The organism is Sphingomonas chlorellae (assembly GCF_056485145.1).
The window spans coordinates 484,259-504,718 of record NZ_JBQXXM010000001.1; the positions used below are offsets into that span (position 1 = coordinate 484,259).

Genomic DNA, 20,460 nt, shown 5'->3' on the forward strand with positions numbered 1-20,460 from the left:
CGTGAGCGAGAACAGGTTGCAGCGGCCGCTGGTGCTGGCGGGCGTCGCCTTGGTGTCGGCGATGATCGGCGGCGGCGTGGTCGCGGGGCTCGATTCGGCGCGCCCGCCGGCCGCGGCGGGCGAGGCGATCCGCGCCTATCTGCTCAGCCATCCCGAAGTGTTGCCCGAGGCGATGGAGCGGCTCCAGGCGCGCGAGGCCGAAAAGGCCGAACGCGCCCAGGCGCAGGCGCAGCAATCGGTGCCGCAGCATGTCGAGGCGCTGGGTCGGCCCTATGCCGGCGCCTGGGCGGGCAATCCCAAGGGCGATGTCACCGTCGTCGCGTTCATGGACTATGCCTGCGGCTATTGCCGCGCCAGCCTGCCCGGCCTCGACAAGCTGATCGCCAGCGATCCCAACGTCCGCGTCGTCTATCGCGAATATCCGGTGCTCGGCCCGGACAGCGTGATGGCCGCGCGCTGGGCGCTCGCCGCCGCCGAACAGGATCGCTACCGCGCCTTCCACGATGCGCTCTATGCGGCGGGGGCGCCCAGCACCGCGACGATCGCCGCGGCGGCGCAAAAGGCTGGGCTCGACCTGCGTCGCGCCGAGGCGTCGGTCCGGTCGCAGGCGGTCGCGGCCGAGATCAACCAGAATCACGGCCTCGGCGAGAAGCTGGCGATGACGGGCACGCCCAGCTGGGTGATCGGCGGGCACCTTTACTACGGAGCGCGCGACTATGCCGCGCTCGCCGCTGCCGTCGCCCAGGCGCGCGCGCAGCGTTGACCCACGCGGCGGCGCCCACGCGCGCCGCGCCGCATGGCAGCCTTGTCGGCACCCGGGCGGCTTCCTAGCTATGCTCGGCATTTCAGGGGGATCGCATGCAACCCATCCTCAGCCTCGCGGGCGTCAGCAAGACCTATGCCTCGGGGCATCGGGCGCTCGATCATGTCGATCTCGACATCAACCGCGGCGAGATTTTCGCGCTGCTCGGGCCGAACGGCGCGGGCAAGACCACGCTGATCTCGATCATCTGCGGCATCGTCACGCCCAGCACGGGCACGATCCTGGTCGACGGGCACGACGCCATTCGCCAGCCGCGCGCCGCGCGCTCGAAGATCGGGCTGGTGCCGCAGGAGATTGCGGTCGACATGTTCTCGCGCGTCGGCTCGGCCGCCCGCTTCTCGCGCGGGCTGTTCGGCAAGGCGCCCGACCACGCCTATTGCGACCAGATCCTCAAGGACCTGTCCTTGTGGGACAAGCGCAACGCCAAGATCATGGAGCTTTCGGGCGGCATGAAGCGCCGGGTGATGATCGCCAAGGCGCTTGCCCACGAGCCCGACATCCTGTTCCTCGACGAGCCGACCGCGGGTGTCGACGTCGAGCTGCGCCGCGACATGTGGAAGCTGATCGGCCGCCTGCGCGACCGCGGCACCACGATCATCCTCACCACCCACTATATCGAGGAGGCCGAGGAAATGGCCGACCGGGTGGGCGTGATCAACAAGGGCAAGCTGCTGCTGGTCGAGGAAAAGACTGCGCTGATGAAGAAGCTCGGCAAGCGCGAGCTCGATCTCAGCCTGGTCGAGCCGCTCGCCGCGATCCCGGCCGAACTCGGCGAATGGCAACTCAGCCTCGCCGATGAGGGCCACAAGCTGCGCTACACCTTCGATGCGCAGGCCGAACGCACCGGCATTCCGTCGCTGCTCAGGAAACTCAACGACCTTGGCATCGCCTTCAAGGATCTCGACACGTCCAAGTCGAGCCTCGAGGACATCTTCGTCGATCTGGTGGGGGCACGCGGATGAACGGCATCAACTTTCCCGGCATCTGGGCGATCTACAAGTTCGAGATGGCGCGCACGATCCGCACGCTGTGGCAATCGATCGCGACCCCGGTGATCACCACCTCGCTCTATTTCGTCGTGTTCGGCGGCGCGATCGGCAGCCGGATCGACGCGATCCACGGGGTGAATTACGGCAGCTTCCTCGTGCCGGGCCTGATCATGCTGTCGCTGCTGATGCAGAGCATCGCCAATGCCTCGATCGGCATCTACTTCCCCAAATTCACCGGCACCGTGTTCGAGCTGCTCTCCGCTCCGATCTCGGCGATCGAGCTGGTGGTGGGATTCGTCGGCGCGGCGGCGACCAAATCGGTGGTGATCGGGCTGATCATCCTGGCGACCTCGGCGCTGTTCGTACCGCTGCGGGTGGACCATCCCGCCGCGATGCTCGCCTTCCTCGTGCTGACCGCGGTGACGTTCAGCATGTTCGGCTTCATCATCGGCATCTGGGCGAAGAGCTTCGAACAGCTCAACATCGTGCCCTCGCTGCTGGTGACGCCGCTCACCTTCCTCGGCGGGGCCTTCTACTCGATCGACATGCTGCCCGAGCCCTGGCACACGGTCAGCCTGTTCAACCCTGTGGTGTATCTGGTGAGCGGCTTCCGCTGGAGCTTCTTCGGCCACGGCGATGTTGGCATCGCGTGGAGCTTGGGCTTCACCGGCATCTTCTTGCTGCTGTGCCTCGCGCTGATCGTGTGGATCTTCCGCACCGGCTATCGGCTGAAGAACTGAGGCCCGCCTCAAGCCCCTCCTCGCTGGAGGAGGGGCTCGCGACGTCAGATCACTTCACCACCGGCAGCGTCACCACCGATCCCGTGCACACCCGCTGCGTCGCCCTGCGATAATCCTCGGGCTTGGCCTTGTAGATGTTCGGCACAAAGGTCTGCGGGTTGCGGTCGATCACCGGGAACCAGCTCGACTGGACCTGCACCATGATGCGGTGGCCCTTCTTGAACACATGGTCATGGTCGCGCAGCGGGAAGTCCCAGGCGGTCACCTGGTCCGGCACCAGCGGCGTCGCCCGCTCGAAGCTCTTGAGGTACCGCCCGCGGCGGATCTCCATCGCGATCGGCAGCTCATAGCCGTTGAGGCCCTTGGCATAGGCGCCCAGCGCGGTCGGCGCCTTCTCGTAATCCTCCGGGAACACGTCGATCAGCTTGACGACGAAGTCGCTGTCGGTGCCGCTCGTCGAAGCCATCAGCTTGGCGGTGATTTCGCCCGTGATGGTCAGGTCGTTCTCCAGCGGCGCGGAGACATAGCTCAGCACATCGGGGCGATCGTCGACGAAGCGCTGGTCCTCCGCCTCCCACCAGCGCCAGTCGGGCGTGGCATAGGTGGCCGACATCGGCCGCGGGCGGAACGGCACCGGGCGCGCCGGATCGCTCACATAGTCGCGGCACCCCTCGCCCGCCGCTGGCGCGGTGAAGCTGAGCGAGCCGTCGCCGTGCAGGTAGAGGCTGGTCGCCTGCGCATTGGCGAGCGGGTAGCTCTGGTACGTCTTCCACTGCCACGAACCCGACTGGAAGCTCTTCAGCGCGAAGTCCGGCTTGGTCCCGGTGCCGTGCAGCCAATAGGCAAAGAACGGCGCCTCGATCTGCTCGACGAACTGCGTGCCGCTGTCGACGCCGAACGGAATCCGCCCCAGGCTGTTGGCGGGCGAGTGCCAGGTGCCGTGCGCCCACGGCCCGGCGACCATCAGCGCCAGCTTGTTCGGATCGTTGGCGCGCTGCTTTTCCCAGATCTTCCAGCTACCCCAGGGATCTTCCTGGTCCCAGTATCCGGCGACGTTGAGCGTCGGCACGGTGGTCTTGCCCAGCGTGTCCGACCAGACCTGCTTCTTCCAGTGATCGTCATAGTCGGGATGCTCGATCATCTCGCGATAGCGCGGCACCCGGCCCTTGAAATACTTCTTCTCGATGTCGTCGGGCGAGCCGGCGTGGAGGAACCAGTCATAGGTGTCGTAGCGGTCGTACAGCTCGATGCCGGCATTGGTCTTGTCGGCCTGCAGGCTGTTCACCCAGTCGCTGGCATAGGTCAGCCGCATCGCGCCCCAGCGATGCAGGTCGTCGTTCTTCCAGTAATCGATCCACGCCGCCTGCGGGCTGGTCGCCTTGAGCGCCGGGTGCGGCCTGGCGAGCGCGATCGCCGCGGTGAAGCCGGGGTAGGACACGCCCCACATGCCCACCTTGCCGTTGTTCGGCTTCACATTCTTCACCAGCCAGTCGATCGAATCATAGGCGTCGGTCGCCTCGTCGGTCGCGCCCTTGCCGGTCTTCACTTCGGTCGACAGCGTGAACGGCCCGCCTTCGGACTTGAAGCGGCCGCGCATGTCCTGGAACACGAAGATATAGCCGTCGCGCACCAGCGGCGCCCAGCTGTTCGGCACGCGCGGCGGCGCGGCATCGGGCGAGCCATAGGGGCTGCGCTGGAACAGGATGGGCAGCGGCCCCGTGGCGCCCTTGGGCCGCAGGATGACGGTGTGGAGCTTCACCCCGTCGCGCATCGGGATCATCGCCTCTTCGAAGGTGAAGGGCGCGTCGGCCGCGGCGGGTTGCGGCGCGGGGGCCGTCTGGCGCCCGGTCGCGGGCGCGGCGAGCGCCGACAGCGCCAGTCCGGCGGCGAAAATCACTTTCCAGTTGCGCATGGTCGGCGTCCCCCTGTTCGATTGCCGCGGGGGAATAGAGGACGGGGGCGTCCGCCTGTCAATCGCGTCCCCCGGCGCGATGCGGTGCCGATGCCGCCGCGCGTCCGCCTCTGCATCGGGCCGCGCCGCCCGCCGCCGCGGACGGGACGGGCGCGGCCCGGCGCGTTCGATCACCGGTGGCGTTCGATCCGGTGCTCGCCCTTGACCCAGCGGACGGTGCCCGAGCTGGCGCGCATCACCACGCTCTCGGTCGTCATCGTGTCGCCGTAACGCTTCACGCCTTCCAGCAGCGATCCGTCGGTCACGCCGGTCGCGGCAAAGATGCAGTCGCCCTGCGCCAGTTCGGTCAGGTCATAGATCTTGTCGAGATCCCCGATGCCCCATTTGGCCGCACGCGCGCGCTCGTCGTCGTTGCGGAACACCAGCCGGCCCTTGAACTGGCCGCCGACGCAGCGCAGCGCCGCACAGGCAAGCACGCCCTCGGGGGCGCCGCCCGTACCCATATAGACGTCGATCGTCGTGTTCGGGTCGGTGGTCGCGATCACGCCCGCGACGTCGCCGTCGGGGATCAGCATGATGCCGCAGCCGATCTGGCGCAGCTCGGCGATCAGCTTCTCGTGGCGCGGCCGGTCGAGCACGCACGCGATGATTTCCTGCGGCGCCACGCCCTTGGCTTCGGCGATCGCGTGGATATTCTCGGTCGGGGTCTTGTTGAGGTCGATGATGCCCTCGGGATAGCCCGGGCCGACCGCCAGCTTTTCCATATAGACGTCGGGCGCGTTGAGCAGGCAGCCCTTTTCGCCGATCGCCAGCACCGCCAGCGCGTTCGGGCCGGCCTTGGCGGTGATCGTCGTGCCTTCCAGCGGGTCGAGCGCGATGTCGATCGCCGGGCCCTTGCCCTGCGCCGCACCGACCTTTTCGCCGATGTACAGCATCGGCGCCTCGTCGCGCTCGCCCTCGCCGATCACGACGGTGCCGTCGAGGTACAGCTTGTTGAGCGCGTCGCGCATGGCTTCGACCGCCGCCTGGTCGGCCGCCTTCTCGTCGCCGCGGCCGACGAGGCTCGACGCCGCGATCGCCGCGGCTTCGGTGACGCGCACCATTTCGAGCACAAGAACACGGTCGAGATTATGCGTGGGGCTGGTCATTGGATGGGGGCTCCCTCAAAGAACGTATGGGCGCGATAGGAGTGCTCTGTTGCAGTGTCGAGGCTGCTAGCGTTGTCACGGCCTTCGCAATTCTGCCACAACTGCGCGGCATCGTCTTGGCTCCATCGCGAAGGGGTCGGGGATGCTGCTTTCGATCGTCTTGCTCGTCGGGCAACAGCCCGCGGCGCAACCCGCGTCACCGCCGCCCGCCGCCCCGCAAAGCGTGCTGATCGAGGCGGAGATGGTGCGCTATCGTGCCGCCACCGCGGCCTCGATTCCGTGCCGCAAGCCTCAGGATGAAAACGAGATCACGGTTTGCGGATTGCGCGACGCCGATCGTTACCGCGTGCCCTTCGTCACCCGCGACGCGGGGCGCGAGGCCTATGGCGAGCGGTTGCGCCGGCTGCAGGACACCGCGCCGCCCAAATGCGGCAGCGAACTGTTCTTCCGCGATTGCGGCAAGATCGCGGTCGGCGTCACCACCACCGCGGCGGGCACGCGCGTCGTGCTGCGCGACCCGGCGCCCTGATCGCCGCGGGGCGGCGGCGGCGAGTCGCACCCGCGCCGCCGCTCCGTCGCGGCGCGTTTCACCCGGCGAGGATGTGCATCAGCAACGGCTCGCCCGCCAGGCTCTGCGATCCGCGCAGCCGCTCGAGCGCGTCGGTGATGTTGCGCTCGGGGCCTTCGTGCGTGACGATCGCCACCAGCACGCTGCCGTCCGGGTTGGCGCCGCGCTGCATCAGGCTCTCGATCGAAACGCCCGCATCGCGCATCGCCGCCGCGATCTCGGCCAGCACGCCCGGCCGGTCGACGACGGTGAAGCGGACATAGGCGCGGCCGCGACGCTCGCCGCTGTCGGCGGCGGGCTGCGCCGCCAGTGCGGCCGCAGGCATCGCATAGGGCGGGCCGAACTCGCCGCGCGCGATGTCGATCAGGTCGGCGACCACCGCGCTCGCGGTCGGCCCGTCGCCCGCGCCCGCGCCCTGGAACAGCAGCCGGCCGACGAAATTGCCCTCGGCCACCACCGCGTTGGTCGATCCGGTGACGTGCGCCAGCGGGTGATTGACCGGGACCAGGTGCGGGTGGACGCGCTGGAACAGCCCTGCCGGGGTCGATTCGGCGATGCCCAGCAACCGCACCCGAAAGCCCAGCGACGCCGCCTGTGCGATGTCCGCCGCCAGGATATGGCGGATGCCGCCCACCGCCACCGCGCCAAAGGCCGGGCGCGTCCCGAACGCCAGGCTGGCGAGGATCGACAGCTTGTGCGCGGCGTCGATGCCGTCGATGTCGAAGCTCGGATCGGCCTCGGCATAGCCCAGCGCCTGCGCCTCGGCGAGGATCTCGGCAAAGTCGCGGCCCTCGGCCTCCATCTTCGACAGGATGAAATTGCAGGTGCCGTTCAGGATGCCATAGACGCGGCCGATCGCGTTCGCGGCGGCGCCCTCGCGCAGCCCCTTCACCACGGGCACGCCGCCCGCCACCGCCGCCTCGAACTTCAGCGCGATTCCCGCGGTCTCGGCCGCACCGGCGAGTTCCAGCCCGTGATGCGCGATCATCGCCTTGTTCGCGGTGACGACGCTGCGCCGTGCCGCCAGGCTCGCGCGCGTCAGCGCCAGCGCCGGCCCGTCGGCGCCGCCGATCAGTTCGACGACGACGTCGGCATCGGGATGCTGCGCCAGCGCGACGGGGTCGTCGTGCCAGGCAAAGCGGCTGATATCGACGCCGCGGTCGCGGCTGCGGTCGCGCGCCGAAACCGCGACCACCTCGATCGGCCGGCCGGCCCGCCGCGCGATCAGCTCGGCATTGGTGTCGAGCAGGCGGATCACGCCCGTTCCCACGGTCCCCAGCCCGGCCAGGGCGACGCGCAACGCTTCGGTCATTCGGGTCTCCTTTTGCGCAATGCCGCTAGAGTATCGTGGCGGCATTGCGCAACAATGTTGTTCAGGCCACGGGTTTGATCAGGCCGATCTCGACCAGCCGCTCGTACAGGTAATCGTTCGACGAGATCGGCTCGGGATAGCGGTTCGGGTTCTCCGCGCTGATGCAGCCGGGCAGCGTCTCGATCATGAAATCGGGCGCGGGGTGCAGGAAGAACGGCATCGAATAGCGCGAGAAGCCGCGGCGCTCGGGCGCCGGGTTGACGACGCGGTGCGTCGTCGACGGCAGCACATGGTTGGTCAGCCGCTGGAGCATGTCGCCGACATTGACCACCATTGCGCCCTCGGGCGGCTTGACCGGCAGCCAGCGGCCGTCGCGGTCGAGCAGTTGCAGCCCCGCTTCCTCGGCGCCGAGCAGCAGCGTGATGAGGTTGATGTCCTCATGCGCGCCCGCGCGCACCTCGGGGGCGTCGGCGTCGACCGGCGGGTAATGGAGCAGGCGCAGCACCGAATTGCCGTCCTTCACCGCGGGCGCGAACCAGTCGGGGGCCAGCCCCAGATAGCGCGCGATCGCCGACAACAGCCGGTCGCCGGTGTCGTCGAACGCCTGGTACAGCGCCAGGAAGGTCTCGCGGAAACCCTCGGGGCGCTCGGGCCACACATTGGCGGGCATCTGCGGGGCAAAGCGATGCCCCTCGGGCAGTTCGCGGCCGATGTGCCAGAATTCCTTCAGGTCGACATGCGTCGCGCCCTTGGCGATCTCGGTCTTGAACGGGGTATAGCCGCGCGCGCCGCCCTTGCCGGGCAGGACATGGCGGCGCTTTTCGTCCTCGTCCTGCGCGAACAGCGCCTCGGTCATCGCCCATGCGCGCGCGATCAGCGCGGGGTCGATGCCGTGGTCGCGCACCATGGCAAAGCCGAACCGCTGGAACGACTGGCCAAAGGCCTGGGCAAAGCCGTCGGGATCGGACGCCTGCTCCGCCATCGAAATCAGCGGCACTTCGGCAAGGGTGTCGGACATGCGAGTCTCCAGGGGGAAATCAAAACCCGTGCGTTAGCCGGGGGCGGGGTTCCCGAACAAGCCGCCGCGCTCTACGCAACCTAACGGGTTGCGGCGCGCGGGGGGAGCCCCGGCGGCAAAATGGCCGCTCCGGCCGTTTCGGGGGTGACGGCGCCGGCCGGTTGCGCCATGCCGGGGACCATGCCCGAATCCGCCGCCTCCGCCCGCGCCGCCGGCGCGCCCGCCGCGCGCGTGCCGCCCGACCAGTCGCCGCTTCCCTTCGGCGAGTTCGTCGCGCTGATCGCGTGCGTGATGGCGCTCACCGCGCTGGGGGTCGATTCGATGCTGCCCGCCCTGCCGGCGATCGGCGACAGCCTGCACGTCGGCGAGGCCAATCACCGCCAGTTCGTCATCACCGCCTATCTGCTCGGCTTCGCGGTCGCGCAGCTCGGCTATGGCCCGCTCGCCGACCGGTTCGGGCGGCGGCCGGTGCTGTTGGGGGCGCTGGTCGGCTATGTCGTGACCAGCGCGGTCGCGGCGCTTGCGGGCAGCTTCGTGCTGTTGCTCGCGGCGCGCGCGGCGATGGGTGCCGCTGCGGCAGGCGGGCGCGTCGTCACGGTCGCGCTGGTGCGCGACTGCTATGCCGGCCGCGCGATGGCGCGCACGATGAGCCTCGCCTTCATCGTGTTCATGGCAACGCCGATCCTGGCGCCGATGTTCGGCCAGGCGATCGTCGCGACGGGCGCATCGTGGCGGATGATCTTCTGGGGCGCGGCGGCGATCGGCATCGCGGTCACCGTCTGGTTCTGGTCGCGGATGCCCGAAACGCTGTCGCCCGGCGCGCGGCAACCGCTGCGGGTCGCGCGCGTGCTGGCCGATTATCGCTTCATGCTGCGCGACCGCACCGCGCTCGGCTACACGCTCGCCAGCGCGCTGCTCCAGGGCGCGCTGTTCGGCTTCATCGGCTCGGTACAGCAGGTGATGGCCGACGTGTTCCATCGTCCCGAACTGCTCACCATCGTCTTTGCCGTGGTCGCCAGCATGATGGCGGTGGGGTCGTTCCTCAACGCGCGGCTCGTGATGCGGCTCGGCACGCGGCGCATCTCGCACAGCGCGCTGGCCGGGCTGGTGGTCGTCGCGGGCGTGCACCTCGCGGTCACGCTTGCGGGCTGGGAAACGCTGTGGCGTTTCGCGCTGCTCCAGGCGGTGATGATGACCTGTTTCTCGCTCGCCAACGCCAATTTCTCGGCGATGGCGATGGAAAAGATGGGGGCGATCGCCGGCACCGCGTCCAGCCTTCAGGGCTTCGTCACCACGCTGTCGGGCGCGCTGATCGGCGCCGCGATCGGGCAGGGGTTCAACGGCTCGACGGTGCCGCTCTATGCCGGGTTCCTCGGCATGGGGCTGCTTGCCTTCGGCTGCGTCGCCTTTGCCGAACGCGGGGTGCTGTTCCGGCCCAGTTGACCGCGGGGCCCGCCGGCCGACGCGGAACGGAATCGCGGCTCCCGCCGTTCGCCGCGGATAAGCCATGGGGCATCGGTGCCGCAGGCGGTTTCAGTCGAGGAGAGCAAGCATGGGCGGCAATCGCATTTCGCCAAAAGGGCCGGGCGACGACGGCTGGGACGAGGACGGCTATGACGAGAGCCAGCGCGCCGAGATCATCGAGGCGACGCAGGACGCGCCGTCGGACGGTACGCTCCTCACCGACATCCCGGTCGATCTGGGCGGCGAGCCCGACGGCGAGCCGATCGACGACATCGACCTGACCGACGACGTCGTTGCCGATGTCGACCCCGCGCGCCAGCCCGATCTGCGCGACCGCGACGAGGACGAGCTCCAGGCCGATTTCGACGACGATGCGCTCGACGATCCCGACGCCGACGACGCGCTCGACGATACCGATCGCGCCGCGCTCGAACCCTGATCATCGTCGCCCGCCGGGGTTTCCCCGGCGCGGCGAAAGCGCCTAAGACCGCGGCATGGCCCGCTTCACGCTCCGCATCACCGCCACGCCGGACGACATCGACGTGCTCGGGCATGTCAACAACGCCGTCTGGGTGCGCTGGATTCAGGACATCGCCGTCGCGCATTGGGAGGCGCTCGCCACCCCGGCCGAACAGGCGGCCTATGTCTGGGTCGTGACGCGGCACGAGATCGACTATCGCGGCAATGTCCGCGCGGGCGAGACCGTGACTGCCGAAACCTGGATCGCCGATCCGCCGCGCGGCGCGCGTTTCGACCGGCGCGTGCGCTTCACCGGCGACGACGGCCGCGTCCGGGTCGAGGCGCGGACGAGCTGGGCGCTGCTCGACGCCGCGACCGGGCGGCTGCTGCGCGTCCCCGCCGATCTCGCCGCGCGCTTCCTCGAGGCGCCCGCCGCCGACGCCTGAGCGCCGCCGCCGTCAGCCGCTGTTGCGCAGCGCGGTCGCGATCGCGTTGATCGACAACAGGATGCCCTCGCGGATGCGCGGGTCGTCCTCGCCCGCGCGGTGGCGGCGCAGCAGCTCGATCTGCAACAGGTTGAGCGGCTCGATATAGGGCAGCCGCAGCCGGATCGAGTTTTCCAGCGCCGGGTTCTTCTCCAGCAGCCGCGTCTGCCGCGTCACGGTCAGCAGCCCGTCGTGCGACGCCTGCCACCCGCCGCGGATCGCGCCGAAGATCGCGTCGCGCAGCGCCGCATCCTCGACCAGCGCGGCATAGCGTTCGGCGATCGCCATGTCCGACTTGGCGAGCACCATCTCCATATTGGCGAGCGTCGAGGCAAAGAAGGGCCAGCCCGCCGCCATCTCGCGCAACAGCCCCTTGTCGGGAAACGCCTCGATCGCGGCGCCCACGCCATACCATCCCGGCAGCATCACGCGCGCCTGCGCCCAGCTGAACACCCACGGGATCGCGCGCAGATCCTCGATCGCGTCCGACTTCTTGCGGCTGGCGGGGCGCGACCCGATCTTCAGGCCCGCGATCTCGGCGATCGGCGTCGCCTGGTGGAAATAGGTGCGGAACCCCTCGGTCTCATAGACGAGCCCGCGATAGGCGCGGAACGCCGCCTCCGAAAGCTGGTCCATCGCCGCGGCAAAGCGCTGCGCGTCGGCGGGCGCCAGCCGGTCGGGTTCCAGGCTGGCGAGCAGCGTCGCCGACGCCATCGCCTCCAGGTTGGTCATCGCGCTCTCGCGCGTGCCGTATTTGGCGGCGATCACCTCGCCCTGTTCGGTGATGCGGATGCGGCCCTGCACCGTGCCCGGCGGCTGGGCGAGGATCGCGGCAAAGCTCGATCCGCCGCCGCGTCCCACCGCGCCGCCGCGCCCGTGGAACAGCTGCATCGCCACGCCCGCCTTCTCGAACACCGGCGCCAGCGCGGTCGACCCGCGCGAAAGCTGCCAGGTCGAGGTGAGGTAGCCGCCGTCCTTGTTCGAATCGGAATAGCCGATCATCACTTCCTGGTGCCCGCGCGCGCCCGCGATCGCCGCGACCTCGGGCAGCGCCAGCCATGCTTCCATGATCGCGGGCGCGCCCTCCAGGTCGGCGATCGTCTCGAACAGCGGGATCGCCATGATGTGCGCCGCGGGCGGTTCGCCCGGCACGTACAGCCCGGCTTCCTTCAGCAGCACCTGCACTTCCAGCAGGTCCGACACCGATTGCGCCATCGAAACGATATAGTGGCGGATGCATTCGCGGCCGTAACGCGCATGCGCCCGCGCCGCGGCGCGCACGATCGCCAGCTCGCTCTCGGTCTCCTCCGAATAGCGCGCATAGGGGCTGGTCAGCAGCCGCGGGCTCGCCAGCTCGCGGCGGAGCAGCGCGACGCGTTCTGCCTCGTCGAGCGCGGCATAGTCGTCCGCCACGCCCGCCGCCTTCAGCAGCTCGCCGACGACGCGCGCGTGCACCGCGCTGTTCTGGCGCATGTCGAGCGTCGCCAGGTGAAAGCCGAAGGTGTCGACCGCGCGGATCAGCCGTCCCAGCGCGCCGCCCCCGGCCAGCGTGCCGCCGCCCTGCGCCGCCAGCCCGTGCGCCAGCGCCGCCAGCTCGTCGCGCAGTGCCTGCGGATGGGCATAGGGTTCGGCGGCGATCGGCGCCGGCCGCGCGGGCCGCTTGCCGGTCAGCGCCTCGTGCGTCGCCGACAGCCGCGCATAGATCCCCGACAGCGCGCGGCGATAGGGTTCGTCGGCGCGGCTGCGGCCCATGTCGTGGCTCGCCTCGGCCAGCCTCAGCACCGCCTCGCTCACCTGCGCATGTTCGGTGGAGATCGACAGCTCGGCGCCCAGCGCGTGGACGCTCTCCATATAATGCTCCAGCACCGTCTCGGCCGCGCGCGCCAGCGCCAGCTCCAGCGATTCGGCGGTGACGAACGGGTTGCCGTCGCGGTCGCCGCCGATCCAGCTTCCCGGCCGCAGGAAGCTCGGCGCGCGCTGCCCCAGCGCGCGGTCCCACCGGGCATAGAGCGCGGGCAGCACCGGCAGGAACACGTCGCGGAAATAGGAAAGCGCCGTCTCGACCTCGTCGGGCACGCCCAGCTTCTCGCGCCGCAGCACGCGCGTCTGCCACAACAACGCGATCTGGCGCCGCAATGCCTCCTCGATCGGGTCGCCGTCCTCGGTCTCGTCGCGCCCCTGGTCGCGCAGCGCCATCAGTTCGGCGATGCGGTTCTTGTGGTCGATCATCGACTTGCGCCGCACCTCGGTCGGGTGCGCGGTCAGCACCGGGCTCACCAGCGCGCGGTCGAGCAACGCCGTCACCGCCGCCCGGTCGATCCCCGCGCGCGCCAGCCGGTCGAGCGCCGATGCCAGGTCGGCCTCGCGATCGGCGGCGATTCCCTGCCGGTCCTCGGCCAGGTTGGCCAGCATCGAAAACAGCATGAACCCGCGCACGAACGCGATCATCTCGTCGAGCGTCAACCGCTCGAGCCCCGGGTCGATCGCGCTCGCCCCTGCGACGCCGCGATGGCGGTCCACCGATGTCGCGCGGATATATTCGATCCGCCGGAACAGCTCCTCGCCGCCATAGGCGCGGATCACGTCGCCCAGCAGGCGGCCGAGGAAGCGGATGTCGGGGTTGTTCGCGATCGTGGGACTGGCCATGCGCATGATTGCTGCATGGCGGCATGGCTTCGGTCAACCGTTGTCATACGCGGCGCCCGCCGGACATTGCATTCCTTGCGACCGGCCCCCAGATCGGGGCGATGCCGCCACCCGTCCCGCCGGTCCACCCGCTGAAGGGCGCGCTCGTCGAACAGGTCCGCGCGCTGTTCAACGATCGCGCCGCGGGCGAGGCGCCCGTCGAACGCAGCGACGACGCGCTGTTCGCGCCCGATTCGGTCGTGTGGCGCGTGCATGGCGACGTGGCGGCGATGATGGTCGGCGGCATCGCTGCGCTGCTGCTCCAGATGCTGCACCCGCGCGTGCTCGCGGGCGTGTGGGATCATTCCAATTTCCGTGCCGACATGCTCGGGCGGTTGCGGCGGACCGCGCGCTTCATCGCGCTCACCACCTATGGGCCGCGCGACCAGGCCGAGGCGGCGATCGCGCGCGTGCGGCGCATCCACCACGGCGTGCGCGGCGCGTTGCCCGACGGCACGCCCTATGCCGCCGACGATCCGTCGCTGCTCGCCTGGGTCCATGTCACCGAAATGCACAGCTTCCTCGCGGGCTGGCGTCGCTATGGCGATCCGGCGATGACCGGCCAGGCCCAGGACCGCTATTTCGCCGAGGTCGCGCGGATCGGCCGCGCGCTGGGGGCCGATCCGGTGCCCGAAACGCGTGTCCATGCCGAAACGCTGATGCAGGCGATGCGTCCGCAGCTCCGCGCCGATGCGCGCACGCGCGAGGTGGTGCGCATCCTGCGCGAATCGGCCGCGCCCGGCATGGCCGCCCACGCGCTCCAGGCGTTTGCCTTTCAGGCTGCGGTCGATCTCCTCCCCGGCTGGGCGCGCCGCCTCCACGGCCTCGCCGCGCCGCGCCTCGCGCTGCCGGTGATCCGCGCGGGCACCTTCGGCGTGGCCGAGACGCTGCGCTGGGCCTTTCGCTGAACGGCGCACCCACGGCGCGATGAAAAACGCGCCGCGTCGAGGGGCAATTCGACGCGGCGCGCGGGCAGTCCGGCCGTGGGGCGGACGATCAGAACTGGACGGTCGCGCCCACAAAGATCGTGCGGCCCAGCGGGTCGAACGTGCCGGGATAGGTGTTGCCGTTGCCGAACTTGGTCAGGATGCCCTGCGCGATCGCGGGGGGATCCTTGTCGAGCAGGTTGTTGATGCCCCAGCGCAGCGTCAGCGACTTCTGCACGGCAAAGGTGCCGGCCAGGTCGAAATAGTCATAGGCGCCGATCCGGGCATTGATGACGCTCGGCGTGCCCTTCAGCGCGGGATTGTCCGACAGGCTCGACAGCGTCGTCGCGCCGTTGTGCCGCCATGCGAGCGAGACCGTCGCCGCATCGTCGCGCGTGCGGAAGGTCGTGCGAAGCTGGTGGCGCCATTCGGGCGAGGGCTGGCCGCAGCTATAACCGAACAACCCCTTGCAGTCATAGGTGCCCAGCCCCGGCAGCGGCTGGTTGACGAGCTCGTTGAGCCAGGTGCCCATGAAGTTGAGGTCCAGCGTCCCGGCCCCGCCCAGCGGCAGCGAATAGCTGGCGTTCACGTCGATGCCCGACGTCTTCAGATAGCCGGTGTTGAGCGTCGTGCCGATGACATAGCCGTTGGTGCCGAACAGCACGCCGTTGCGCGGATCGCGGTGGAACAGCCCGCAATAATAGGGATCGCTCGTCGCGACGCACTGGCTGATCGTCAGCGAGGTGTCGATGCTGCCGATATAGTCCTTCACCTTGATGTGGAAATAATCGACCGACAGCATGAAACGGCGCAGCGCCCGCGGGGTCAGGATCACGCCCAGCGTATAGGTGTCGCCCGTCTCGGGCTTGAGCAGCCGGTTGCCGCCGCCCTGCTGGACACAGGTGTCCGCCGGACATTCGGGGATATGGCCATATTGCGCCGCGGTCACGCCGGTGAGCTGGCACACCGCGAGCGAGGCGGTCGGCGACGCACCCGAACACGGGTCCTGCGCCGCCACGTTGCCGATCGACGTCGCGGCGAACAGCTCGCCGATATTGGGCGCGCGCATCGCGTGGTTATAGCTGGCGCGCAGGCGCAGGTCGGGGCTCGGCGCCCAGTTGAGTTCGCCCTTGTACGTCCAGGTGGTGAAGGTCGAACGCAGGCCCGTCGAACGCTGGTTGTTGCGGTACGACGAATAGCGCAGCCCGCCGTTGAGCGTCAGCGCGTGCGCAAAGGGCAGGTTCTGGAGCAGCGGCACCTCGATCTCGCCATAGCCTTCGCTCACCGTGATCGTGCCGTCCGAATCGGTCGATCCGCCCTGCTTGGCGACGTCGTCGGCCAGGAACACCAGCGTCTCGTGGCGATGCTCGGCGCCCAGCGCGATGCGCACGCCTTCCTGCGCCCAGGGGCTGCGGATGCCGAAATTGCCCAGGTCGCCGCTCAGCGACGCCGATACCACGTCCTGCGTGTTGCGCGCCTGCGTGTTGCTCGGCGAATAAAGGTACGAATAGGCGTTGGGGTCGATGCCGTTATACGCAAAGACGTCGATCGGCCGGCAATTGGGGTCGGTGCCGTCGATCACCGACTGGCAGGTCGGCTTGCCGCCCGCCATCACGACGTTCAGCGCGCGCTGCGCCTTCACATTGTCGACATTGTTCAGATAGGTCTCGTGATACCGCACCAGCGACCGCTGGTAGTTCACGTCATAGCTGAAGCCCTTGCCGATCGCGCCGCGCAGCCCGGCGGTATAGCGATAGTCGTTGTGGTTCAGGTCGTCGCGCCGCGGCGCGCTGCCCGGGCCGGTCAGCCGGTATCCGATGAACGTGTCGGCGGTCGCTGCGGTGCCGGCGGCGGTCCCGCACAGCGTCGCCGCCTGCGCGGCCGCCATGAACGGGTTGTTGCAGTTGATCGTGAAGGTCGTGCCCTGGAACAGCGCCGACGGCGCCGCCTGCGAGAAGGTGTGGTCGCGCATGTACATCACGCTGCCATAGGCTTCGGCCGCGCTGCTGAACTTGAACTTGGCAAAGCCGCCCGCGGTGTAGCGTTCGTCCGAACGCTGGAAATAGTTGGTCGGCGCGTAATTGTAGCGGAAGCTCGAATCATACGGGACCCAGCTGTGCTGGCCGTCCTTGGTGTTGTTGAACGTCAGCCCGGCATTCGGTCCGCTCAGCGGGGTGAACAGCCCGTACTCGTTGTTGCTCGAACCGCCGCACACCAGCGATTTGCCCCCCGCACCGGGGTCGAGCGCACAGGACGAGACGTCGCGGCTGTCCTGCGTCACCGGGTCGGCATGGTGATAGCCGCCATAGACGGTGATGTTGCCGCGCCCGTCGGCAAAGTTCTTGCCGAACGCGGCGTTGATGTCGGCCTTGCCGCCGTCGGTCACGCTCGACGGCGACTTCTGATACCCGGCCGCGCCGACGACGCTGCGGACATAGTCGTTGCGGTTGTTGTGCTGAAGGAAGCTGCCCTGCGCGTCGATGCGCAGCCCGTCGAGGCTGTCGCGCAGGATGAAGTTGACCACGCCCGCGATCGCGTCCGAGCCATAGACGGCCGAGGCGCCGCCGGTGACGACGTCGACGCGCTCGACCAGCGCGGTGGGGATGAAGTTGAGGTCGACCGCCTGCTGCGGCAGCATCCGCTGGCCGTTGACCAGCACCAGCACGCGGTTCGATCCCAGGTTGCGCAGGTTGACGTTGGCGGTGCCGTCGGCGCCGTTGCTGACATTCTCGTTCGCGTCGGCGGTGAACTGGGGCAGGCGGTTGAGCACGCTCTCGATGTTGGTCGCGCCCTGATACCGGATCTCGGGCGCGCCGACGGTGGCCAGCGGGCTGTTGCTGTTGAGTTCGGGGCGCTGGATGCGCGTGCCGGTGACGATGATCGCCGCGCCTTCCTCCTGGGCGGCGGGGGCGGCGGGTTCGCTCGTCTGGGCATGGGCGCTCGATGCGATCATCGCGATCGCGATCGCGCTGGTGCCGGAAAGGATACGCAGTCTCGACATGGTGGAAGACCCCTTCTTGCTCCGGTTTTCCGGATGGATGCGGGCCTCTCCCGGCCCCTCGTCGCAAAGTGCAACATGGGCGTCATCCGATGTCAAATATATTATACGATATTCAATATCCGCTCGTCGCATCGGTGCGGCGCCTGGTGCCGCTTCAAGGGGTTAGCGCGCGGTGACGCTGCGGCATCGGGGCGTTTTCGGGCATCGGCCGCGGCCGCCACAGCAAAAGCCACAGCAAAAAGGGCCGCCGCGGCATGCTGCCGCGACGGCCCGATTCGTGTGCCGGCGCCGCGCGGTGCGGCGCGCGCGATGCGGCGTCAGACGTCCAGGTTGGCGACGCTCAGCGCGTTTTCCTGGATGAACTCGCGGCGCGGTTCGACGACGTCGCCCATCAACTGGGTGAAGATCGAATCGGCGACGTCGGCCTGGTCGACCTCGACGCGCAGCATCGAACGGTTCTGCGGGTCGAGCGTCGTTTCCCACAACTGCTCGGCGTTCATTTCGCCCAGACCCTTGTAGCGCTGGATCGCCAGCCCCTTGCGGCCTGCCGTCAGCACCGCGTCGAGCAGTTGCGACGGCCGGGCGACGCGCGCCTCGCCCTTGGCGAGCGTCATCGCCGCCTCGCCGTCGCCGTCGCCCTCGGCGGTGTCGGCCTCGGTCGCCGCGCCGCGCAGCGGCACCAGCTTGGCCGGCGCCTGATAGCTTGCGGCCTGTTCGGCGGCGAGCGCGTGGAGCTTGCGCGCCTCGGCCGAAACCAGGAACGCGGGCTCGATGATGTGGTGGTCGGTCACGCCGCGCCACAGCCGCTCGAAATGGAAGCCGCCGTCGCCGCCGACGCTCGCGGTCCAGCGCGCATCGGCATCGGCATGGTCGAGCCGCGTCGTCACCCGGGTCAGCCGCTCGGCGCGCATCTCGGCGCTCGCCTCGGGGTCGAACGCGCCGCCCAGCGCCAGCGCCTCGACGATGCGCGGATCGTAACGGCGCGGGACATAGCGCATCAGCGTGCGCATCCGCCGGGCATGGTCGACCAGCTGGCGCAGGTCCTCGCCGCCGCGCGGGCCGCTCGCGGTCTCGAGCACGTTCGCCGCCACGCCCGCATCGACCAGATACTGGTCGAGCGCGGCATCGTCCTTCAGATACACCTCGGACCGGCCCTTGGTCGCCTTATACAGCGGCGGCTGGGCGATATAGAGGTGCCCGCCCGCGATGATCTCGGGCATCTGGCGATAGAAGAAGGTCAGCAGCAGCGTGCGGATGTGCGCGCCGTCGACGTCGGCGTCGGTCATGATGACGATCTTGTGATAGCGCAGCTTCGCGATGTTGAAGTCGTCGCGCCCGATCCCGGTGCCCATCGCCTGGATCAGCGTGCCGATCTCCTTCGAGCTCAGCATCCGGTCGAACCGCGCGCGCTCGACGTTCAGGATCTTGCCGCGCAACGGCAGGATCGCCTGGAAATGCCGGTCGCGGCCCTGCTTGGCCGAACCGCCTGCCGAGTCACCCTCGACCAGGAACAGTTCGGACTTGGCCGGATCGCGCTCCTGGCAGTCGGCCAGCTTGCCGGGCAGGCTGGCGATGTCCATCACGTTCTTGCGCCGCGTCAGCTCGCGCGCCTTGCGCGCCGCCTCGCGCGCCGCGGCGGCGTCGATCACCTTCTGGATGATCGCGCGCGCCGGGGCGGGGTTTTCCTCCAGCCATTCGGCCAGCTTGTCGGCCATCAGGCTCTCGAGCGGCTGGCGCACCTCGGAGGAAACGAGCTTGTCCTTGGTCTGGCTGCTGAACTTGGGGTCGGGCAGCTTGACCGAAACGATCGCGGTCAGCCCCTCGCGCATGTCGTCGCCGGTCAGGCTCACCTTCTCCTTCTTCAGCGCGCCCGACTTGTCGGCATAGGCGTTGAGCGTGCGCGTCAGCGCGGCGCGGAACGCGGCCAGGTGCGTGCCGCCGTCGCGCTGCGGGATGTTGTTGGTGAAGCAGAGGACGTTTTCGTAATAGCTGTCGTTCCACTCGAGCGCGACGTCGATCCCCACATCGTCGCGGTGCCCGGTGATCGCGATCGGGTCGGCCATCAGCGCTTCCTTGCTGCGGTCGAGCCACTTGACGAACGCGGCGATGCCGCCCTCGTAATGCAGGTTGATCTCCTTCACTTCCTCGCGCCGCGCGTCGCGCAGCAACAGCCGCACGCCCGAATTGAGGAAGGCCAGCTCGCGATAGCGCCGCTCGAGCTTCTCGAAATCATATTCGGTGATCTTGAACGTCGCGGGGCTCGCCAGAAAGGTCACGCGCGTGCCCTTCTTGCCGTTCGCGGGGCCGACGACCTTCAGCGGCGCGACCGCGTCGCCATGGGCAAAGCGCATGTAATGCTCGTGCCCGTCGCGCCAGATCGTCAGGTCCAGCCATTCCGACAGCGCGTTCACCACCGAAACGCCGACGCCGTGCAGCCCGCCCGAAACCTTGTACGCGTTGCTGTCCGACGTGTTGTCGAACTTCCCGCCCGCGTGGAGCTGGGTCATGATGACCTCGGCGGCCGACACGCCCTCTTCGGGGTGGATGCCGGTCGGGATGCCGCGGCCATTGTCCTCCACCGTCACCGAACCGTCGGCGTTGAGCGTGATCTGGATCAGGTCGCAATGCCCCGCCAGCGCCTCGTCGATCGCGTTGTCCGAAACCTCGAACACCATGTGGTGCAGGCCCGACCCGTCGTCGGTATCGCCGATATACATGCCCGGGCGCTTGCGCACCGCGTCCAGGCCCTTCAGCACCTTGATCGATTCGGCGCCATAATCGTTCGTCTGGGGAGTGTCTGCCATGCCGAGCATATAGGGATTCGCGCGCGCGAACGGAAGCAAAATGGGCCTTGCCCGCCCGCATCGTCGCGGGCGCGTCGCGGCGCTTCCGTTCGGCGCGGCGCTGTGCTCAACTCGTCCCCGGCCAAA

The 20,460-nt window shown here is 68.9% G+C and carries 15 protein-coding genes; 8 read left to right on the forward strand and 7 right to left on the reverse strand.

All coding sequences use genetic code 11. From position 1 onward, the window contains the following. Window position 1 precedes the first annotated feature (1 nt). From ACT3CF_RS02355 to ACT3CF_RS02365, 3 genes are all read left to right on the forward strand, one after another. Window positions 2–763 carry a DsbA family protein gene (locus ACT3CF_RS02355; RefSeq protein WP_478420121.1) on the forward strand — a complete coding sequence of 254 codons (762 nt, stop codon included), beginning with the start codon at window positions 2–4 and terminating at the stop codon, window positions 761–763. Window positions 764–858: 95 nt separating this feature from the next. Further along, window positions 859–1,785: an ABC transporter ATP-binding protein gene (locus ACT3CF_RS02360; RefSeq protein WP_478420122.1), complete on the forward strand. Its 927-nt coding sequence runs from the start codon at window positions 859–861 to the stop codon at window positions 1,783–1,785. Next, window positions 1,782–2,552 (forward strand): ABC transporter permease, encoded by a 771-nt coding sequence (locus ACT3CF_RS02365; RefSeq protein ID WP_478420123.1) that lies wholly within the window; start codon window positions 1,782–1,784, stop codon window positions 2,550–2,552. Before ACT3CF_RS02360 ends, ACT3CF_RS02365 begins: the two co-directional genes overlap by 4 nt. A gap of 49 nt (window positions 2,553–2,601) precedes the next feature. Here the strand turns inward: ACT3CF_RS02365 and ACT3CF_RS02370 are convergent, their stop codons facing one another. Continuing rightward, complete coding sequence (locus tag ACT3CF_RS02370) at window positions 2,602–4,464, reverse strand: CocE/NonD family hydrolase (RefSeq protein ID WP_478420124.1); 1,863 nt, start codon at window positions 4,462–4,464, stop codon at window positions 2,602–2,604. A gap of 170 nt (window positions 4,465–4,634) precedes the next feature. Next, complete coding sequence (gene glpX / locus ACT3CF_RS02375; RefSeq protein WP_478420125.1) at window positions 4,635–5,612, reverse strand: class II fructose-bisphosphatase; 978 nt, start codon at window positions 5,610–5,612, stop codon at window positions 4,635–4,637. 142 nt (window positions 5,613–5,754) lie between these two features. On the opposite strand from glpX, the gene ACT3CF_RS02380 reads away from it, so the two are divergent. Continuing rightward, window positions 5,755–6,141 (forward strand): hypothetical protein, encoded by a 387-nt coding sequence (locus ACT3CF_RS02380; RefSeq protein ID WP_478420126.1) that lies wholly within the window; start codon window positions 5,755–5,757, stop codon window positions 6,139–6,141. A gap of 58 nt (window positions 6,142–6,199) precedes the next feature. Here ACT3CF_RS02380 and ACT3CF_RS02385 read toward each other — a convergent pair whose 3' ends face one another. Both ACT3CF_RS02385 and ACT3CF_RS02390 read right to left on the reverse strand, forming a co-directional pair. Then, entirely contained in the window at window positions 6,200–7,492 is a 1,293-nt protein-coding gene (locus ACT3CF_RS02385) for a homoserine dehydrogenase (RefSeq protein ID WP_478420127.1), read from the reverse strand. A 61-nt stretch (window positions 7,493–7,553) separates the two neighbouring features. Next, window positions 7,554–8,510: an isopenicillin N synthase family dioxygenase gene (locus ACT3CF_RS02390; RefSeq protein ID WP_478420128.1), complete on the reverse strand. Its 957-nt coding sequence runs from the start codon at window positions 8,508–8,510 to the stop codon at window positions 7,554–7,556. A gap of 180 nt (window positions 8,511–8,690) precedes the next feature. Here ACT3CF_RS02390 and ACT3CF_RS02395 point away from each other — a divergent pair, with 180 nt between their 5' ends. The 3 genes from ACT3CF_RS02395 (at window position 8,691) to ACT3CF_RS02405 (ending at window position 10,879) form a co-directional block, all read left to right on the forward strand. Further along, entirely contained in the window at window positions 8,691–9,953 is a 1,263-nt protein-coding gene (locus ACT3CF_RS02395; RefSeq protein WP_478420129.1) for a multidrug effflux MFS transporter, read from the forward strand. A gap of 109 nt (window positions 9,954–10,062) precedes the next feature. Then, window positions 10,063–10,413: a DNA primase gene (locus ACT3CF_RS02400; protein ID WP_478420130.1), complete on the forward strand. Its 351-nt coding sequence runs from the start codon at window positions 10,063–10,065 to the stop codon at window positions 10,411–10,413. 55 nt (window positions 10,414–10,468) lie between these two features. Then, a complete protein-coding gene (locus tag ACT3CF_RS02405; protein WP_478420131.1) occupies window positions 10,469–10,879 on the forward strand; it encodes an acyl-CoA thioesterase in 411 nt (136 codons plus the stop codon). 12 nt (window positions 10,880–10,891) lie between these two features. Here ACT3CF_RS02405 and ppc read toward each other — a convergent pair whose 3' ends face one another. Further along, window positions 10,892–13,564 carry a phosphoenolpyruvate carboxylase gene (gene ppc / locus ACT3CF_RS02410; protein ID WP_478420132.1) on the reverse strand — a complete coding sequence of 891 codons (2,673 nt, stop codon included), beginning with the start codon at window positions 13,562–13,564 and terminating at the stop codon, window positions 10,892–10,894. Between the two features lie 101 nt (window positions 13,565–13,665). Here ppc and ACT3CF_RS02415 point away from each other — a divergent pair, with 101 nt between their 5' ends. Beyond that, window positions 13,666–14,511, forward strand: a complete 846-nt coding sequence (locus ACT3CF_RS02415) for an oxygenase MpaB family protein (RefSeq protein ID WP_478420133.1) — start codon at window positions 13,666–13,668, stop codon at window positions 14,509–14,511. Between the two features lie 88 nt (window positions 14,512–14,599). Here the strand turns inward: ACT3CF_RS02415 and ACT3CF_RS02420 are convergent, their stop codons facing one another. Both ACT3CF_RS02420 and gyrB read right to left on the reverse strand, forming a co-directional pair. Further along, window positions 14,600–17,530, reverse strand: a complete 2,931-nt coding sequence (locus ACT3CF_RS02420; RefSeq protein WP_478420134.1) for a TonB-dependent receptor — start codon at window positions 17,528–17,530, stop codon at window positions 14,600–14,602. Window positions 17,531–17,847: 317 nt separating this feature from the next. Continuing rightward, on the reverse strand, window positions 17,848–20,334 hold the full coding sequence (gyrB, locus tag ACT3CF_RS02425) for a DNA topoisomerase (ATP-hydrolyzing) subunit B (protein ID WP_478420135.1): 2,487 nt from the start codon (window positions 20,332–20,334) through the stop codon (window positions 17,848–17,850). Window positions 20,335–20,460: the final 126 nt, after the last annotated feature.

Excerpts from the sequence above, each read along its gene's own strand:
- ACT3CF_RS02395 (WP_478420129.1), top strand. The coding sequence starts at position 8,691 with ATGCCCGAATCCGCCGCCTCCGCCCGCGCCGCCGGCGCGCCCGCCGCG.
- ACT3CF_RS02390 (WP_478420128.1), bottom strand. The coding sequence starts at position 8,510 with ATGTCCGACACCCTTGCCGAAGTGCCGCTGATTTCGATGGCGGAGCAG.
- ACT3CF_RS02365 (WP_478420123.1), top strand. The coding sequence starts at position 1,782 with ATGAACGGCATCAACTTTCCCGGCATCTGGGCGATCTACAAGTTCGAG.
- ACT3CF_RS02385 (WP_478420127.1), bottom strand. The coding sequence starts at position 7,492 with ATGACCGAAGCGTTGCGCGTCGCCCTGGCCGGGCTGGGGACCGTGGGA.
- ACT3CF_RS02360 (WP_478420122.1), top strand. The coding sequence starts at position 859 with ATGCAACCCATCCTCAGCCTCGCGGGCGTCAGCAAGACCTATGCCTCG.
- glpX (WP_478420125.1), bottom strand. The coding sequence starts at position 5,612 with ATGACCAGCCCCACGCATAATCTCGACCGTGTTCTTGTGCTCGAAATG.
- ACT3CF_RS02420 (WP_478420134.1), bottom strand. The coding sequence starts at position 17,530 with ATGTCGAGACTGCGTATCCTTTCCGGCACCAGCGCGATCGCGATCGCG.
- ACT3CF_RS02415 (WP_478420133.1), top strand. The coding sequence starts at position 13,666 with ATGCCGCCACCCGTCCCGCCGGTCCACCCGCTGAAGGGCGCGCTCGTC.
- gyrB (WP_478420135.1), bottom strand. The coding sequence starts at position 20,334 with ATGGCAGACACTCCCCAGACGAACGATTATGGCGCCGAATCGATCAAG.
- ACT3CF_RS02380 (WP_478420126.1), top strand. The coding sequence starts at position 5,755 with ATGCTGCTTTCGATCGTCTTGCTCGTCGGGCAACAGCCCGCGGCGCAA.
- ACT3CF_RS02400 (WP_478420130.1), top strand. The coding sequence starts at position 10,063 with ATGGGCGGCAATCGCATTTCGCCAAAAGGGCCGGGCGACGACGGCTGG.
- ACT3CF_RS02405 (WP_478420131.1), top strand. The coding sequence starts at position 10,469 with ATGGCCCGCTTCACGCTCCGCATCACCGCCACGCCGGACGACATCGAC.
- ppc (WP_478420132.1), bottom strand. The coding sequence starts at position 13,564 with ATGGCCAGTCCCACGATCGCGAACAACCCCGACATCCGCTTCCTCGGC.
- ACT3CF_RS02370 (WP_478420124.1), bottom strand. The coding sequence starts at position 4,464 with ATGCGCAACTGGAAAGTGATTTTCGCCGCCGGACTGGCGCTGTCGGCG.